Origin of the sequence: Haemophilus parainfluenzae, from assembly GCF_003252725.1 — a bacterium.
Lineage (GTDB): Bacteria > Pseudomonadota > Gammaproteobacteria > Enterobacterales > Pasteurellaceae > Haemophilus_D > Haemophilus_D parainfluenzae_L.
Map to the genome: position 1 here is coordinate 26,720 of NZ_QEPO01000007.1, position 16,759 is coordinate 43,478.

At 39.7% G+C, this 16,759-nt stretch carries 16 protein-coding genes; 11 read left to right on the forward strand and 5 right to left on the reverse strand.

Features of this window, described 5'->3' with window-relative positions:
- Both glpC and DPV85_RS08135 read left to right on the forward strand, forming a co-directional pair.
- Nucleotides 1–1,278: an anaerobic glycerol-3-phosphate dehydrogenase subunit GlpC gene (gene glpC / locus DPV85_RS08130; RefSeq protein ID WP_054420328.1), complete on the forward strand. Its 1,278-nt coding sequence runs from the start codon at nt 1–3 to the stop codon at nt 1,276–1,278.
- 70 nt (nt 1,279–1,348) lie between these two features.
- Nucleotides 1,349–2,440 (forward strand): ElyC/SanA/YdcF family protein, encoded by a 1,092-nt coding sequence (locus tag DPV85_RS08135; protein WP_111327679.1) that lies wholly within the window; start codon nt 1,349–1,351, stop codon nt 2,438–2,440.
- A 61-nt stretch (nt 2,441–2,501) separates the two neighbouring features.
- On the opposite strand, the gene asnA is transcribed toward DPV85_RS08135, so the two are convergent.
- On the reverse strand, nt 2,502–3,494 hold the full coding sequence (asnA, locus tag DPV85_RS08140) for an aspartate--ammonia ligase (RefSeq protein ID WP_111327680.1): 993 nt from the start codon (nt 3,492–3,494) through the stop codon (nt 2,502–2,504).
- A gap of 156 nt (nt 3,495–3,650) precedes the next feature.
- On the opposite strand from asnA, the gene asnC reads away from it, so the two are divergent.
- Nucleotides 3,651–4,103, forward strand: coding sequence for a transcriptional regulator AsnC (gene asnC, locus DPV85_RS08145; RefSeq protein ID WP_049367595.1), 453 nt, complete (start codon nt 3,651–3,653; stop codon nt 4,101–4,103).
- Between the two features lie 52 nt (nt 4,104–4,155).
- On the opposite strand, the gene DPV85_RS08150 is transcribed toward asnC, so the two are convergent.
- Nucleotides 4,156–5,451, reverse strand: coding sequence for an NAD(P)/FAD-dependent oxidoreductase (locus DPV85_RS08150; protein WP_111327681.1), 1,296 nt, complete (start codon nt 5,449–5,451; stop codon nt 4,156–4,158).
- A gap of 163 nt (nt 5,452–5,614) precedes the next feature.
- Here DPV85_RS08150 and DPV85_RS08155 point away from each other — a divergent pair, with 163 nt between their 5' ends.
- Nucleotides 5,615–6,670 (forward strand): extracellular solute-binding protein, encoded by a 1,056-nt coding sequence (locus DPV85_RS08155; RefSeq protein ID WP_111327682.1) that lies wholly within the window; start codon nt 5,615–5,617, stop codon nt 6,668–6,670.
- Nucleotides 6,671–6,731: 61 nt separating this feature from the next.
- Nucleotides 6,732–7,145, forward strand: coding sequence for a PACE efflux transporter (locus tag DPV85_RS08160; RefSeq protein WP_014064625.1), 414 nt, complete (start codon nt 6,732–6,734; stop codon nt 7,143–7,145).
- 104 nt (nt 7,146–7,249) lie between these two features.
- Here the strand turns inward: DPV85_RS08160 and purB are convergent, their stop codons facing one another.
- Entirely contained in the window at nt 7,250–8,617 is a 1,368-nt protein-coding gene (gene purB / locus DPV85_RS08165) for an adenylosuccinate lyase (protein ID WP_111327683.1), read from the reverse strand.
- A 16-nt stretch (nt 8,618–8,633) separates the two neighbouring features.
- A complete protein-coding gene (gene hflD / locus DPV85_RS08170) occupies nt 8,634–9,257 on the reverse strand; it encodes a high frequency lysogenization protein HflD (RefSeq protein ID WP_111327684.1) in 624 nt (207 codons plus the stop codon).
- Between the two features lie 140 nt (nt 9,258–9,397).
- Here hflD and trpS point away from each other — a divergent pair, with 140 nt between their 5' ends.
- From trpS to deoD, 5 genes are all read left to right on the forward strand, one after another.
- Nucleotides 9,398–10,402 (forward strand): tryptophan--tRNA ligase, encoded by a 1,005-nt coding sequence (gene trpS, locus DPV85_RS08175; RefSeq protein ID WP_065243612.1) that lies wholly within the window; start codon nt 9,398–9,400, stop codon nt 10,400–10,402.
- 55 nt (nt 10,403–10,457) lie between these two features.
- Entirely contained in the window at nt 10,458–10,748 is a 291-nt protein-coding gene (locus DPV85_RS08180; protein ID WP_014064629.1) for a YfcZ/YiiS family protein, read from the forward strand.
- A 32-nt stretch (nt 10,749–10,780) separates the two neighbouring features.
- Nucleotides 10,781–11,569 (forward strand): 4Fe-4S cluster-binding domain-containing protein, encoded by a 789-nt coding sequence (locus DPV85_RS08185; RefSeq protein ID WP_111327685.1) that lies wholly within the window; start codon nt 10,781–10,783, stop codon nt 11,567–11,569.
- 106 nt (nt 11,570–11,675) lie between these two features.
- Complete coding sequence (locus tag DPV85_RS08190; RefSeq protein WP_111327686.1) at nt 11,676–12,923, forward strand: NupC/NupG family nucleoside CNT transporter; 1,248 nt, start codon at nt 11,676–11,678, stop codon at nt 12,921–12,923.
- Nucleotides 12,924–13,051: 128 nt separating this feature from the next.
- Nucleotides 13,052–13,768 carry a purine-nucleoside phosphorylase gene (gene deoD / locus DPV85_RS08195; protein WP_005697435.1) on the forward strand — a complete coding sequence of 239 codons (717 nt, stop codon included), beginning with the start codon at nt 13,052–13,054 and terminating at the stop codon, nt 13,766–13,768.
- 64 nt (nt 13,769–13,832) lie between these two features.
- On the opposite strand, the gene greB is transcribed toward deoD, so the two are convergent.
- Entirely contained in the window at nt 13,833–14,309 is a 477-nt protein-coding gene (gene greB / locus DPV85_RS08200) for a transcription elongation factor GreB (RefSeq protein WP_111327687.1), read from the reverse strand.
- A gap of 106 nt (nt 14,310–14,415) precedes the next feature.
- On the opposite strand from greB, the gene DPV85_RS08205 reads away from it, so the two are divergent.
- A complete protein-coding gene (locus DPV85_RS08205) occupies nt 14,416–16,728 on the forward strand; it encodes a Tex family protein (RefSeq protein WP_111327688.1) in 2,313 nt (770 codons plus the stop codon).
- Nucleotides 16,729–16,759 lie beyond the last annotated feature (31 nt).

Below are 16,759 nucleotides of genomic sequence, written 5' to 3' on the forward strand. Positions count from 1 at the left end.
ATGAACATTCAACAATTAATTGAAAATGCAAAACAATCCCTTAATGCACCACAACACCATCATGCCTTTGATGAGAGTTTTGAAAGTTGTATTAAATGTACGGCATGTACAGCAGTGTGTCCGGTTTCTCGTCAAAATCCAAACTACCCAGGTCCAAAACAATCGGGGCCGGATGGTGAGCGTTTACGCTTAAAATCAGCTGAGCTTTATGATGAAGCATTGAAATACTGTACTAACTGTAAACGTTGTGAAATTGCGTGTCCGTCTGATGTAAAAATTGGTGACATTATTGTTCGTGCAAGAAATAAATACCTTGCTCAACAACACAAGCCAGCCGTGCAAAAATTACGTGATGCGATTTTAAGTAACACCGATATTATGGGTTCACTTAATACACCGCTAGCACCGATTGTTAATACCATCACTGGTTTGAAAGCGACAAAATTTGTGTTGGAAAAAGCGTTAAAAATCAGCCGTCATCGTACGTTACCAAAATATTCCTTTGGTACGTTCCGCAGTTGGTATATGAAGAAAATGGTGGAAAGCCAACAAAAATTTGAACGCAAAGTGGCGTATTATCACGGTTGTTATGTGAACTACAATAATCCACAATTGGGTAAAGAATTTATTCAAGTGTTCAATGCTATGGATATTGGTGTGGTCTTATTGGAAAAAGAAAAATGCTGTGGCTTGCCATTAAGCGTCAACCAATTCCCAGAACGTGCGAAGAAAATCGCACAATTTAACACCGATTACATCAGCAAAATGGTGGATGAAAATGGCTTGGATGTGATCAGTGAAGCATCAAGTTGCTCCCTAAATTTACGTGATGAATATCATCATATTTTAGGTATCGACAATGCAAAAGTTCGTCCGCATATTCACATGGTGACACCATTCTTATATCAACTCTTTAAAGAAGGTAAAACTTTACCGCTAAAACCATTGAAATTGCGAGTGGCTTATCACACCGCATGTCACGTGGATAAAGCGGGGTGGGCACCATACACCTTGGAAGTGTTAAAACAAATTCCAGGCTTAGAAGTGGTGATGTTGCCATCACAATGTTGCGGTATTGCAGGGACATACGGTTTCAAAGAAGAAAACTACGAGGTTTCCCAATCTATCGGTAAAAACTTATTCGATAATATCAATGCAGGCGGATTTGATTACGTGATCTCTGAATGCCAAACTTGCAAATGGCAGATCGATATGTCATCTAATGTGACTTGTATCCATCCATTGACGTTATTGTGCATGTCTATGAATCAAGCTTAGTGAAAAGAGCGGAAACTGATAAAAAAGTGACCGCTCTTTTTGTTATTCAATCCAATATGGAGAATTAATTATGCAAAAAATCTTCAAGGTTTCCTTACTTGCTGTGCTTTCATCTCTTGCAGTAAACAGCTTTGCCAGCACGGCAGAAGTGAAAGTACTTGAGCCTCAATTAAACTATCAACAACTTCTTACTCAAAGACAGGTTGTGGATGAGTTGCTTGAACAAGCGGTGAAAATCCAAAACTCGCCAGCTCGTGTTTCAAATGCAGGTTTTACCGCGAAACTTCCTTCCAATATGGAGCGTATTGCGGATCTTTTATTAGAAGCGTATAAGCTTGAGCCTTATCGTGTAGATTTTTTGTTTGGTGCAGCGAATGCCAATATTTATAACGGCAATACAGATAAAGCCATTGAGCTTTACCAAAAAGTGCTTGATGTGGCGCCAGATGATGTGAAAGCACATACTTACTTGGCTGCATGGAATCGTTTTAAAGGCAACCAAGCGGAAGCGACAAAATATTTAGAGCGCTTAAAACAACTTTCCCCAGAAAGCGCAAGCAAATTAGAAAAAGTCTTTGCTGTGATTGATAAAGCGGCTAATCAGCCAATTACCGATAAACTCGAAACCAAGTTGCCGGCGCAATCGGCGATTATTACGTTGGGTTACGCTTTAAATCCAGATGGCAGCATGCATGATATTTTAGTGCAACGTTTAGATAAAACCTTAGAAATTGCGAATCAAAATCCAGATGCGTTAATTATTGTGACAGGCGGTGTGCCACAAAACAATAAAACAGAAGGGGATTTGATGAAGCAATGGTTGATTGAGAAAGGCGTTGATGCAAGCCGTATTTATTCGGATAACTATGCACGTTCAACAGTCGAAAATGCGCTTTTCTCTCGTTACTCTTTAGCGAAACACAAAATCAAACATGCCGTGTTGATTAGTTCAGGTAGTCATGTTCGTCGTGGACAAGCGTTATTTGAAATTGCGACGCAAGAATCCGGTCCACAAGGTCTTGTGATTGAAACAGTCGCTGCGTTAGATAAACCGTTAGATGAGTTACAAAAAATTACGGAGAAAGACTTGTTGGGTATTTATCGCGACAGCTTAAAAACAATGGGATTACCAATGTTTAACAGTGGTGCATTACAAGATTAATTAATTTCCTAAAAACAAAAGTGCGGTGAAATTTCACCGCACTTTTTATTTTCTCTTTCGATTAAAGAATATGTTGATATTGTTCTAACATTTCTTTTGGCCATACGCTTGATTGCACTTCACCAATGTGTTTTTTGTGAAGTAAAAGCATTGCCAGACGAGATTGACCGATACCACCACCGATGGTGAGAGGTAATTTGCCGTTTAATAAATCTTGGTGCCAATCCATTTTTAAGCGATCTTCATCACCGGTTAAACCAACTTGTAAACGTAATGCAGATTCATCCACACGAATACCCATTGAAGAAAGTTCAAACGCTTTACCTAACTCAGCGTTCCATACCAAAATATCGCCGTTTAAACCTTTGTAGCCGTTTTCTGATTCAGTTGTCCAGTCATCGTAGTCTGGTGCACGACCATCATGTGGTTTACCGTCTGATAATTCGCCACCGATACCAATTAAGAACACGGCACCATATTCTTTACAAATGGCGTTTTCACGCTCTTTGCTTGAAAGATCTGGGTAGCGTTTCACTAAATCTTCACTGTGAATGAAGGTGATTTCTTTCGGTAAGCTTGATGGAATGTCAAAGCGAGCTTCTACCGCTAATTCAGTTAAACGGATTGCACGATAAATAGAACGTACCGTTTCTTTTAAATAAGCAAAGTTACGACGACCTTCAGGAATGACTTTTTCCCAGTCCCATTGGTCCACATAAACAGAGTGAGTTTGATCCAATGAATCTTCATCTGGACGTAATGCTTTCATATGAACAAATAAGCCTTCACCTTCTTTAAAGTGGAAACGAGCGAGAGTATGGCGTTTCCATTTAGCCAATGAGTGAACCACTTCATAAACCGCATTTGGGATACATTTCACGTTTACTTGAACCGCTTTCTCAATGCCTGATAAGTTATCTTGCATACCGTTGCCAACTTCACTAAGGATTGGACCTTGTACTTCGATAATACCAAGTTGTTCAATCAAGTTTTGAGTAAAGGTGTTCTTCACAAAGCTAATTTCTTGTTGTTGTAAAATAAACGTCTTTTTCATATTTATCCTTCTTTTTATAATAACTGGTAAGATTTGTTGCGCATTATTCAATGAAATGACAAATTATTTCAAGTAATTTCTTTACATTGTTTTAAATGTTGAATATTATCAAAAATAAAGAAGATATTTTGAAAAAGATCTAATAAGGAGTGTTTTATGAACAATATCGATACACTTGATCGCCAAATTCTCCGTGTGCTGACTAAAGATGCACGTACACCTTATGCCGAAATGGCGAAAAGCTTTGGCGTGAGCCCAGGTACGATTCATGTTCGCGTAGAGAAAATGCGTCAGTCTGGTTTGATTGAAGGCACAAAAGCGATTATTGATGAGCGTAAACTGGGTTATGATGTGTGCTGCTTTATTGGCATTATTTTGAAAAGCGCAAAAGATTACGAAAAAGTGATTAAAAAGCTCGATACCTTTGATGAAGTGGTGGAAGCCTATTACACCACGGGGAATTATTCGATTTTTATTAAAGTAATGACACACACGATTGCGGAATTACATTCCGTGCTGGCGACTAAGATCCAGTTAATTGATGAAATTCAATCAACGGAAACCTTGATTTCCATGCAAAATCCTATTTTACGAGACATTAAACCTTAAATGTCATCGAAACAATAAAGGCGTGTTTGATACACGCCTTTGCTTTTTTTGATTAACGATAACGATCGAGGAATTTGTAATAGAGTACGCCGATCTTGGTGGCTAAGTTTTTGAGGGATTTTCCACCGTAAAACGAAGGCACTTTCAATCCTTCAAAAATTCTCAAACGTTCGTCATTACCTAAAATTGCTTCTGCAATAATGCGTCCAGCAAGTCCAGTGAGTGCGACACCGTGTCCAGAATAGCCTTGAGCAAAATAAATGTGCGGTGAGATACGGCCAAAATGCGGGCTTGCGTTGAGTGTCATATCAATCGGTCCTGCCCAGCCATAGTCAATTTGGACGTTTTCCAATTGAGGGAAAACATGCAACATATTACTGCGCATAATCTGCACCATATCTTTTTCAGAACTCGAGTCACTACCAAATAACAAACGGTTATCCGCACTCAAACGATAGTAATCGAGCAAAATATTATTATCGCAAACCGACATGCCATTATTGATTACGGAATCAGCCGTGGCTTGATCTAAGGGTTCGGTTGCAATAATAAAGCTTTCTACTGGCAAAATTTTACGATTAATGCCGTGATGAATGGATTTTGGTAGCGCATCAATATAAGCGTTGGTGGCTAAAATAACGTCTTGAGAAATGACCGCACTTTTATCGGTTTTAACTTCAATACAACCTGATTTTTCGACTAAATCCACAACGGGCGATTGTTCGTAAATCTGTACGCCTAAATCCAAGCAGGCTTTTGCTAAGCCTAAGCAATAGTTTAATGGGTGTAAATGACCAGAATTGCTATCGTATAAGCCGCCTACATAAATATCGCTGCCTAGATGTTGTTTTAGTTTGGCTTTATCCCAAAGTTGCATTTTGTCATAGCCAAAAGTCGCATGGCTGGCTTTTTCCATTTCAATGAGATCGTCCATACGACGTTCATTTAACGCCAATGTGGCATAGCCTTTTTTCCAATCACATTGAATACCATATTTCGCAATGCGTTCATCAATAATATCAATGGCTTCTAGCGACATATCCCAAAGTTTTTTCGCTTTATCAAAGCCCACTTGAGCAATATATTCATCAATGCCTTCTTCAAAACCATTGATAGCTTGACCGCCACTTCTGCCGGATGCGCCAAATCCTACTCTTGCGCCTTCTAATACAATGACTTTCTTGCCTTTTTCTGCTAATTCAAGGGCGGCTGATAAACCGAAGAAACCCGCACCAATAACACAAACATCCGCTTCTTCTTGCTGAGTGAGAGGCGGCAATTCGAAGGCTTGGTTTCGGCTGTCGAAATAATAAGATTTGATATGTTCTTGATGAGCGAATTCGAGCATGATTGATGCCTAATTTATTAACATAAAATTGAAATTGAGGGAATCTTACCCTGATGGGAAAATATGTCAAACCTTTTGCTAAAAAGGTGCTATACTCCCCCAAGTTTATACAAGTAAACGATTACTTAAGGTTTATTTTGATTGTCCTGAGGAGGTCAATAAATTGAAAAAAAATGCTGTTCAATACATCAAATCACTTTGTCTTTCTGCCGTTGCATTTGTAGCAACCTCTGCAGCATTCGCTGCTGAAAAACTTTATGTTTACAACTGGACTGACTATGTGCCATCTAATTTGGTTGCGGAATTTACCAAAGAAACCGGCATTGAAGTGATTTATTCGACATTTGAAAGTAATGAAGAAATGTATGCTAAATTGAAGCTGACCTCTAGTACAGGTAGTGGCTATGATTTAGTTTTCCCATCAAGCTATTACGTCAATAAAATGGCGAAAGAAAATATGTTACAAGAGCTTGATCACAGCAAATTAAGTAATTTTAAACAAATTCCAGCAAATTTATTAAACAAGGAGTTTGACCCAAATAACAAATATTCTCTGCCTTATGTTTATGGTTTAACCGGTATCGGCGTGAATGCGGATGATATTGACCCAAGCAAAATTACAAGTTGGGCTGATTTATGGAATCCAGAATTTAAAGGTAAGGTATTATTAACCAGTGATGCGCGTGAAGTCTTCCACATTGCATTACTTTTAGATGGTAAATCACCAAATACCACGAATGAAGAAGATATTAAAGCGGCTTATGAGCGTTTAGTGAAATTGTTACCAAATGTGGTGACCTTTAACTCTGACTCGCCAGAAGTTCCGTTTGTTCAAGGTGAGGCCTCTATCGGGATGTTATGGAATGGTTCGGCTTATTTAGCACACAAAGAAAATCCAAGTATCCAATTTGTATATCCAAAAGAAGGCGCGATTTTCTGGATGGATAACTACGCGATACCAAAAGGTGCGAACAATGTTGAAGGAGCTTATAAATTTATCGACTTCTTACTTCGCCCTGAAAATGCAAAATTAGTTGTTGAAAAAATGGGTTTCTCTATGCCAAATGAAGGCGTGAAAGCATTACTTTCACCAGAAATGGCGAATAACCCAACCTTGTTCCCATCAGCTGAAAATATTGAAAAAGGCATTATGCAAGGCGATGTGGGTGAAGCAGTGGATATTTACGAAAAATATTGGAATAAATTAAAAACCAATTAATCAAATATTGATGAAAAGTGCGGTGAATTTGACCGCACTTTTTCTTTGTAAAGGATGACAAATGAGTTTTCTTGAGCGACTTTTTCACGCAATCTTGTTTGAAACCACGGTTGTGTTGCTTTCCGTTTTCGCTTTGTATTTCTTTACAGAAGAAAGTGTGTCTATTCTCTTTGGTTCCATGGTGTTGGTTTCCTTAACAGCCATGTTATGGAATCTCATCTTTAATTATTTCCTTGATAAAGTATTTACGGGGCCGCGAGAAAAGCGAGGCGTCATATTTCGTACTTTACATGCCATTTCATTTGAAGGTGGTTTGCTTATTTTCACTGTGCCGATCATTGCTTACTTTTTAAAAGTGGATTGGATTACAGCTTTTATGATGGATTTCAGTTTAACGGTGATGGTGACAGTTTACACCTTTATTTTTAATTGGGTGTATGATCACGCACGATTGCTATTTATTAAGCGTGAATGATGAAATGGGAAATAGTAAAAAAGAATAAAAAGTGCGGTCAAAATCTCTAGTGTTTTTGACCGCACTTTGATTTTTTAGGGCATAAAAAGATGCTCTTTTATTTATTAAAGTTTTTCTACTAACTCTATGGCTGCACCGATGTAGGTGGCAGGGGTAAGTTGTTGTAAACGTGCTTTTTCATCAGCTGGAATATCCAGTTTTTCGATGAATTCACGCATTGCTTTTTCATCAACGCGTTTACCACGAGTGAGCTCTTTTAATTTTTCGTATGGTTTTTCAATACCATAGCGACGCATCACTGTTTGAATTGGCTCAGCTAAAACTTCCCAGTTGTGGTTGAGTTCATCACGGAGATGTTGTTCGTTCACTTCTAATTTGCTGATACCTTTACGCGTTGCAGCATACGCAATTAAACAATAACCTAAACCCACACCTAAGTTACGTAATACAGTAGAGTCGGTTAAGTCACGCTGCCAGCGAGAAATTGGTAATTTTTGACCAAGGTGAGTCATCACAGCATTGGCTAAACCTAAGTTACCTTCTGAGTTTTCGAAGTCAATTGGATTCACTTTATGCGGCATGGTAGATGAACCAATTTCCCCCGCAATAGTGCGCTGTTTAAAGTGATTTAACGCAATGTAGCCCCATAAGTCACGGTCGAAGTCGATGATGATGGTATTAAAACGTACCACGGCATCAAAGTATTCAGCAATGTAATCATGTGGTTCAATTTGAGTGGTATACGGGTTCCAATCTAAACCTAATGAAGTGACAAATTCTTCACTGAATTTGTGCCAGTTGATGTTTGGATAGGCCGATAAATGCGCATTGTAGTTACCCACAGCACCATTAATTTTCCCCAAGATTTCATTTTGTTGGAGTTGTTTGAATTGGCGTTTTAAACGGTAAACCACGTTCGCCATTTCTTTACCCACCGTACTTGGTGAGGCAGGTTGGCCGTGTGTACGAGAAAGTAATGGAATGGTTTTGTATTCGTTTGCTAAACGGGTGATTTCATCAATCAGTTTTTGCCATTCAGGTAAGATTACTTCTTCACGTGCTGTTTTTAACATTAAAGCGTGAGAAAGGTTGTTAATATCTTCAGAGGTACAAGCAAAGTGAATAAATTCAGAGACTTTGGCTAATTCTGGTAAAGCTTCACTTTTTTCTTTTAAGAAATATTCAACCGCTTTGACGTCATGATTCGTGGTGCGCTCAATTTCTTTGATACGTTCAGCATCTTGAAGACTGAATTCTTCCACAATTTTATTAAGGTAATCGTTTGCTTCTTTAGACAAAGAAGAAACTTCTTGGATTTCAGCGGTCGCCGCCAATTTTTGTAACCAACGTACTTCCACGGTGACACGGAATTTGAGCAAGCCAAATTCACTGAAAATACCACGTAATGCGGTGGCTTTATCTTGATAACGACCGTCAATCGGGGAAAGAGCGGTTAATGCGGAAAGTTGCATAAGAGTTCTCCAAGGATTAATTTAAAGTTGAGTAGAGTTGTCGTGCTGCTTGCACTAATTTTTTACGATGAAATAACAGTTGCCATTTGCTGCCACCTACTTGACGCCACAAAACGGCAGAACGAATGCCGGCAAGCAAACACGCACGAATTTTGTCTTGTACATTTTGTTGCTGTAAATGATATGCCGAACCAATAATATGAATGCGTTTGCCTAAAGGACTAATTGTATCGACATAAATGTTTGCCATGATTGAAAACATCTCATCATCAAATTGATTGTCGTGATAAGAAAGTTGTTCTGGTAAACGGGCAATTCGGCGGCCAAGTTCTTGTTTGATTTCAGGTCGCTTGTTTAATTTACTCTCTAACGCTAACAAGCTGCCCCAATAATTCAACAAATTTTTGTCGTTTAATTGAGTGAGTTGCTCAATAAGTGTGTTTAATCCCACTTTAAGATGTTGAACATCACCGCCAAATACGGCTAATGTATCTTCAGGTTGAGTGATGAGAAGAGAATGAATGGTGGTTTGGAATGCATCTTGATGATCAACTTCGCCTTTTTGTGCTAATTGACTGATTAATAAGACAGATTGACAAACACCGGCAAGTGCCAGAGCCATATCATTATAATTTTTCATTGGGATTATAAATTGTGAGCTGCAGAAATTTTTGGCGTAATATAGCATTTTTACACATTGTTTTGAACTCAATCATTAAAAAACGCCCTATCTTTTGTTATCATAGCGCCAATTCAGTTTACAGAATAAAAGGATAACCAATGACAAAACCAATTGTATTCAGTGGCGTGCAGCCTTCCGGCGAATTAACTATCGGGAATTATTTAGGTGCACTTCGCAACTGGGTGAAAATGCAAGAAGATTATGAGTGTATTTTCTGCGTAGTGGATTTACACGCCATCACGGTACGTCAAGATCCTGCAGCACTTCGCAAAGCAACGCTTGATGTACTTGCCCTTTACTTGGCTTGTGGTATTGATCCGAATAAAAGCACAATCTTCGTGCAATCTCATGTACCAGAGCATACTCAACTAAGCTGGGTGTTGAACTGTTACACCTATTTCGGCGAGATGAGCCGTATGACTCAATTCAAAGATAAATCAGCACGTTATGCCGAAAATATTAACGTGGGTTTATTTGATTATCCAGTTTTAATGGCAGCAGATATCTTACTTTACCAAGCAAAAAGCGTACCGGTGGGGGATGACCAAAAACAACATTTAGAAATCACTCGTGATATTGCGGCTCGTTTTAATGCCCTTTATGGTGATATTTTCACGATTCCTGAAATTTTCTTAGGCAAAGCAGGCGCGCGTATTATGTCTTTGCAAGATCCTGATAAAAAAATGTCAAAATCAGATGATAACCGCAATAACGTGGTGACCTTGCTTGAAGATCCAAAATCGGTCGCGAAAAAAATCAAACGTGCGGTAACAGACTCTGATGAACCACCTGTTGTACGTTATGACGTAAAAAACAAAGCGGGTGTGTCTAACTTATTAGATATCCTTTCTGCAGTAACCGATAAATCTGTGGCAGAACTTGAAAAAGAATTTGAAGGCAAAATGTACGGCCACTTAAAAACAGCCGTTGCAGACGAAGTGTCAAACTTACTTGCGGGTTTACAAGAACGTTTCTATCAATATCGTAACGATGAAGCACTTTTAGACGAGATTTTACGTCAAGGTGCGGAAAAAGCCCGTGCAAGAGCAAAAGCAACCCTTGATAAAGTGTACGAAGCCGTCGGCTTTGTTGCAGCAAAATAATTTTAAACTTAATAAGCCGTGTTCTATCACGGCTTTTTTAGATAAGGAGAAAAATATGGCCATTCAAACTGAAAAACCAATTGAATGTGTAGGTTGTAATACTTTCGATATGAAATCATTGTTTGATAACAGCGATTGTAGTTTACCTATCGAACAGTTTTACGCCACTCGTCAAGATGCAGAAGGTGCATTGGAATATTTCACGTTAAAAGCACGTGATATCGAAAGTGAACCTTGTCAAATTCAGTCTGAAATTCAACAGGTTGAAGATGGATACTTGCTTAAAGCAGTTTTCACATTCTGCTGCCAAGCGGAATTAGTGATTTTCCAAATGAAACTTTCGTAAGTGATGACTTACTCTAGAAAACAGCGTTTTTTGTGACCGCACTTTCAGATATTTATGTTCCCCTGCATCGTATTATTCCTTTTTCTAATGTAGAAGGGCAGGGGAATCGTACCAGTATTTTCTTACAAGGCTGTAAGCTAAACTGCCTTTATTGCCATAATCCAGAAACTATTCCTCGTTATGCAGAAGGGGCTCATCAAGTCAGTCTGCAGTATTTGTATGAGCAAGTAATGGATGCAGTACCTTTCATTCGTGGCGTGACGGTTTCTGGTGGGGAACCCACCATTCACCATAAAAAGCTCGTACCATTGTTCCAAAAACTACGTGAGGAAGAGCTAACTTGCTATTTAGATAGCAGTGGTTTTTTTGAATTTGAAGCAATTCGACCTTTAATTGATGTCACTGATAAATTTCTCTTTGACCTGAAAGGAGATGGGCTTGGCTTACAAAGTTTGTGCTTTGATAGACAAAATCGCCAAGGCATTGTCCCTAAAAATATCATTCCTACTCATCAACATATCAAGCAAGAAAATTTAGATCGCAATTTGAAGAACTTGGCGCAATTATTGCCATTAAATAAAGTGGAAGAAGTGCGGTTAGTTTATGTGGCGAATTTTTTTGATGCAGAAAAGTTGGTGGAAAAAGTCGCTTCCTTATTGAAAGATTATCCGGATGTTTTATTCAAAATTATCCGAATGCACACAAAAGGTGCACGAGATGCTGAAGGGCTCAGCCCTTATGTCCCAACTGTTGAGCAGACCCAAGAACTTGAAAACTATGCGAAATTTTGTGGTCTGACCAAAATTGTGACCATTTTATAAGCAAACATATCGAAAAGTAGCAAAAATATTCCGACTTTTTACCGAAAAACAAGTAGAATAGGACAATTTTATTCACTTACTTATCTAACCAACCTAGGGGAAAAAAATGGGTATTTTAGGTAGCGTTTTAGGCATTGTCGTATTACTGGTCATTGCCGTATTATTTTCAAATAATCGTAAGGCGATTAATTTACGTACTGTATTAGGGGCTTTGGCGATCCAAATCGGATTTGCGGCCCTTATTTTGTATGTGCCGTATGGCCGTGATGCATTACAAGCGACAGCAAATGGAGTGTCAAATGTTATTGCGTATGGTAACGAAGGGATTAATTTCGTCTTTGGTGGATTAGCAGATCCTTCAAATGCCGGCTTTATCTTTGCGGTGAAAGTGTTACCAATCATCGTCTTTTTCTCTGGTTTAATTTCTGTGCTTTATTACTTAGGCATTATGCAAGTTGTCATCAAAGTGATTGGTGGTGCATTGCAAGCGGCGTTAGGTACATCTAAAGCAGAATCAATGTCTGCAGCAGCGAATATCTTCGTTGGTCAAACTGAAGCACCTTTAGTGGTTCGTCCTTACATTAAAAATATGACCCAATCTGAATTGTTCGCTATTATGGCGGGTGGTACAGCTTCTATCGCGGGCTCAGTCATGGCAGGTTATGCAGGAATGGGCGTGCCGTTGACTTACTTAATCGCAGCATCTTTCATGGCTGCACCAGCAGGTTTATTATTTGCGAAAATTTTATTCCCACAAACTGAACAATTTAACGATAAACAACCTGAAACGGATGATAGCGAAAAACCAACCAACGTGCTTGAGGCCATGGCGGGTGGTGCTAGTGCCGGTATGCAATTAGCGTTAAACGTAGGTGCGATGTTAATCGCGTTCGTGGGTTTAATTGCTTTAGTTAATGGTATTTTAGGTGGTGTAGGCGGCTGGTTCGGTTACGGTGATTTAACATTACAATCAATCTTTGGTTGGATCTTCAAACCATTAGCCTACTTAATTGGTGTATCTTGGGATGAATCTGCAATCGCGGGTCAAATGATTGGTATGAAATTAGCCGTAAATGAATTCGTGGGTTACTTAGAGTTCGCGAAATACTTACAACCAGATACAGCAGTTGTATTAAGTGAAAAAACTAAAGCCATCATTACTTTCGCATTATGTGGTTTTGCTAACTTCAGCTCTATCGCAATCTTAATCGGTGGTATCGGTGGTATGGCACCAAATCGTCGTGGTGATGTTGCGCGCTTAGGTTTAAAAGCAGTTGTAGCGGGTACATTAGCTAACTTAATGAGTGCGACTATCGCAGGTTTATTCATCGAGTTAAGCGGCGTAGCAATGTAATTAAAATGTGGTGAATTTTGACCGCACTTTATCTCTCAACACCACGAATCATTCGTGGTGTTGTACTTTAAAGCAAGCGAAAACGTTTGCTTAAATGACTTTTTATTTATCAACAAGAGGAAAAAACAATGACTCCACATATTAACGCTCCTGAAGGCGCATTTGCAGATGTTGTGTTAATGCCAGGCGATCCGCTTCGTGCAAAATATATTGCTGAAACATTCTTAGAAGATGCGAAAGAAGTGACTAACGTTCGCAATATGTTGGGTTATACCGGTACTTATAAAGGTCGTCGTATCTCTGTTATGGGTCACGGTATGGGTATCCCATCTTGCTCAATTTATGCGAAAGAATTAATTACTGAATACGGCGTGAAAAAAATCATCCGTGTTGGTTCTTGTGGTGCCGTACGTATGGACGTTAAAGTACGTGATGTTATCATCGGCCTTGGAGCATGTACTGATTCAAAAGTAAACCGTATCCGTTTCAAAGATAACGATTTTGCTGCAATTGCTGATTTTGATATGGCACAAGCAGCGGTTCAAGCTGCGAAAGAAAAAGGTAAGCAAGTTCGCGTAGGGAATCTTTTCTCTGCAGACCTATTCTACACGCCAGATTTCGAAATGTTTGATGTGATGGAAAAATACGGCATCTTAGGCGTAGAAATGGAAGCGGCTGGTATCTATGGCGTAGCAGCAGAATATGGTGCAAAAGCACTTTGTATCTGTACCGTTTCAGACCATATTCGTACACACGAACAAACTACAGCAGAAGAACGCCAATTAACCTTCAATGATATGATTGAAATTGCGTTAGAGTCTGTATTAATTGGTGATAAAGCATAATTTATCCGATTGATAGAATAAAAAAGAGCGGTCAATTTGACCGCTCTTTTGTTTTCTATGCTTGCTATTTTTCATACCAAATTCGGTTTACATAGAGCACGACTTTGCCAGAGGGTGTTTCCACATGGATTTCATCGTCAACGCCTTTCCCGATTAAAGCACGTGCGACGGGAGAATCAATGGAGATCCAGTTTTTAGCGGGATCGAATTCATCGCAGCCGACAAGGCGATATTGCTTCACTTCACCCTCTTCATCTTCTAGCTCAACCCATGCACCGAAAAATACTTTGCCTTCTTGTTTTGGGCTGTAATCCACGATTTGTAGTACTTCTAATCGCTTGGAAAGAAAACGCACACGGCGATCAATTTCACGTAAGCGACGTTTGCCGTAAATATATTCCGCATTTTCACTGCGGTCACCAAGCGCGGCGGCATCTGAAACCGCTTGGGTAACTTTTGGGCGTTCTTCTTTCCACAAAAATTTCAGTTCTTGGCCAAGCGCAAGCCAGCCTTGACGGGTAATGTAATTTGATTTTGCCATAATAAAAATAAAAGAAATTTTTTTGAATTATATTTGAGCCTGTTGTCTAAAACCAGTATTCTATTTCCGTTTTTATCGAATCCTTTAATAACAAAGAAGTATGACAATGTTAAATCAACAAATTAGCCAAATTATTGCGGCAGAATTAACCGTTCAACCCCAACAAATCCTCGCGGCCATTCAATTATTAGATGATGGCAACACCATTCCATTTATCGCCCGTTATCGTAAAGAAGCCACTGGTGGCCTGGATGACACCCAACTTCGTCATTTTGAAACCCGTTTAATTTATTTACGAGAATTAGAAGATCGTCGTCAAACCATTTTGAAATCTATTGAAGAGCAAGGGAAATTGACCGATGAATTGCGTGACAAAATCCATGCGACACAAAGCAAAACCGAATTAGAAGATTTATATTTGCCATACAAACCAAAACGTCGTACAAAAGGGCAAATTGCGATTGAAGCTGGTCTTGAGCCATTGGCTGATTTACTTTGGAATGAGCCGAAAAATGATCCTGAAACGGCTGCCGCGGAATTTGTGAATGCAGATAAAGGCGTAACAGATACTAAGGTAGCGCTTGATGGTGCACGCTATATTTTAATGGAACGGTTTGCTGAAGATGCAGGTTTATTAGCGAAAGTCCGTGATTATTTAGCAAAAAATGCCGTTATCGTATCTAAAGTGATCGAAGGCAAAGAAACGGAAGGCGCAAAATTCCAAGATTATTTTGACCACCAAGAATTGTTGAAAAATGTGCCTTCTCACCGTGCATTGGCCATGTTCCGCGGACGTAATGAGGGCATTTTACAATTAAGCTTAAATGCTGATCCTGATGCGGAAGAGGGAAGTCGCCAAAGCTATTGTGAAGAGATTATTCGTGATTATTTAGATGTACGTTTTACTGGTCAGCCTGCGGATAAATGGCGTGAGCAAGTGATTGCGTGGACATGGAAAATCAAAGTGTCGTTGCATTTAGAAACGGAATTAATGGCAAGTTTACGTGAAAAAGCGGAAGAAGAAGCCATTGATGTTTTCGCTCGAAATCTGACCGCACTTTTAATGGCGGCACCCGCTGGCGCGAAAAGCACTATGGGCTTGGACCCGGGCTTACGTACGGGGGTTAAAGTCGCGGTGGTGGATAACACAGGTAAATTATTAGACACTACCACCATTTATCCACATACGGGGCGTGAAGCTGAAGCACAAGTGGCGATTTTCAGCTTAATCCGCAAACATAACGTGGAATTAATTGCCATTGGTAACGGTACAGCTTCTCGTGAAACAGAACGTTTTGCAAAAGAAGTCATTAAAGAAATTAAAGAAAATAAACCGCAAACCGTTGTGGTGAGCGAAGCGGGCGCATCCGTTTATTCAGCTTCTGAATTTGCGGCAAATGAATTCCCGAATTTAGATGTCTCTTTACGTGGTGCGGTATCTATCGCCCGTCGTTTACAAGATCCATTGGCAGAATTAGTGAAAATCGAACCGAAAGCCATTGGTGTTGGGCAATATCAACACGATGTAAACCAAACCCAACTTGCGCGTAAACTTGATGCGGTGGTGGAAGACTGTGTAAACGCGGTGGGTGTGGATTTGAATACAGCATCCGCGCCATTGCTTGCTCGCGTGGCGGGAATGACGAAAACTTTAGCGCAAAATATTGTGGAATACCGAGATGAAAATGGTCGTTTTGAAAGCCGTAGCGAATTGAAAAAAGTGCCGCGTTTAGGGCCAAAAGCTTTTGAGCAATGTGCGGGCTTTATGCGTATTGCAGGCGGGAAAAATCCACTTGATGCTTCGGGTGTTCACCCAGAAGCTTATCCTGTGGTTGAAAAAATCTTGCAAGCGACGGCACAATCTATCCAAGATTTAATGGGCAATGCCGGTGTAGTACGTCAGCTTGATGCAAAACAATTCATTGATGAGCAATTTGGTTTACCAACCGTTCAAGATATTTTCAAAGAGTTGGAAAAACCGGGGCGCGATCCGCGTGGTGAATTTAAAACTGCAGTATTCGCAGAAGGCGTGGAAGAAATCACTGATTTAAAACCAGGTATGATTTTAGAAGGTACCGTCACCAATGTGACTAACTTCGGTGCATTTGTGGATATTGGTGTTCACCAAGACGGTTTAGTACATATTTCATCATTAAGCGATAAATTCGTAGAAGATCCACATCAAGTGGTGAAAACGGGCGATATCGTGAAAGTGAAAGTGTTGGAAGTGGATGTACCGCGTAAACGTATTGCGTTGACGATGCGATTAGATGAAAGTGCGGTCAAAAATGACGGCAAATCTGACCGCACTTTAAGTGCAAAACCAAGAAGTAATGCACCTCGCCAAGATCGTCATCCAAGAGGAAATAGTGCAATGGGTAATGCCTTTGCCGATGCGTTGAAAAATTGGAAAAAATAATTTCGTCATTTAGATGAACATTGTGGCCAAA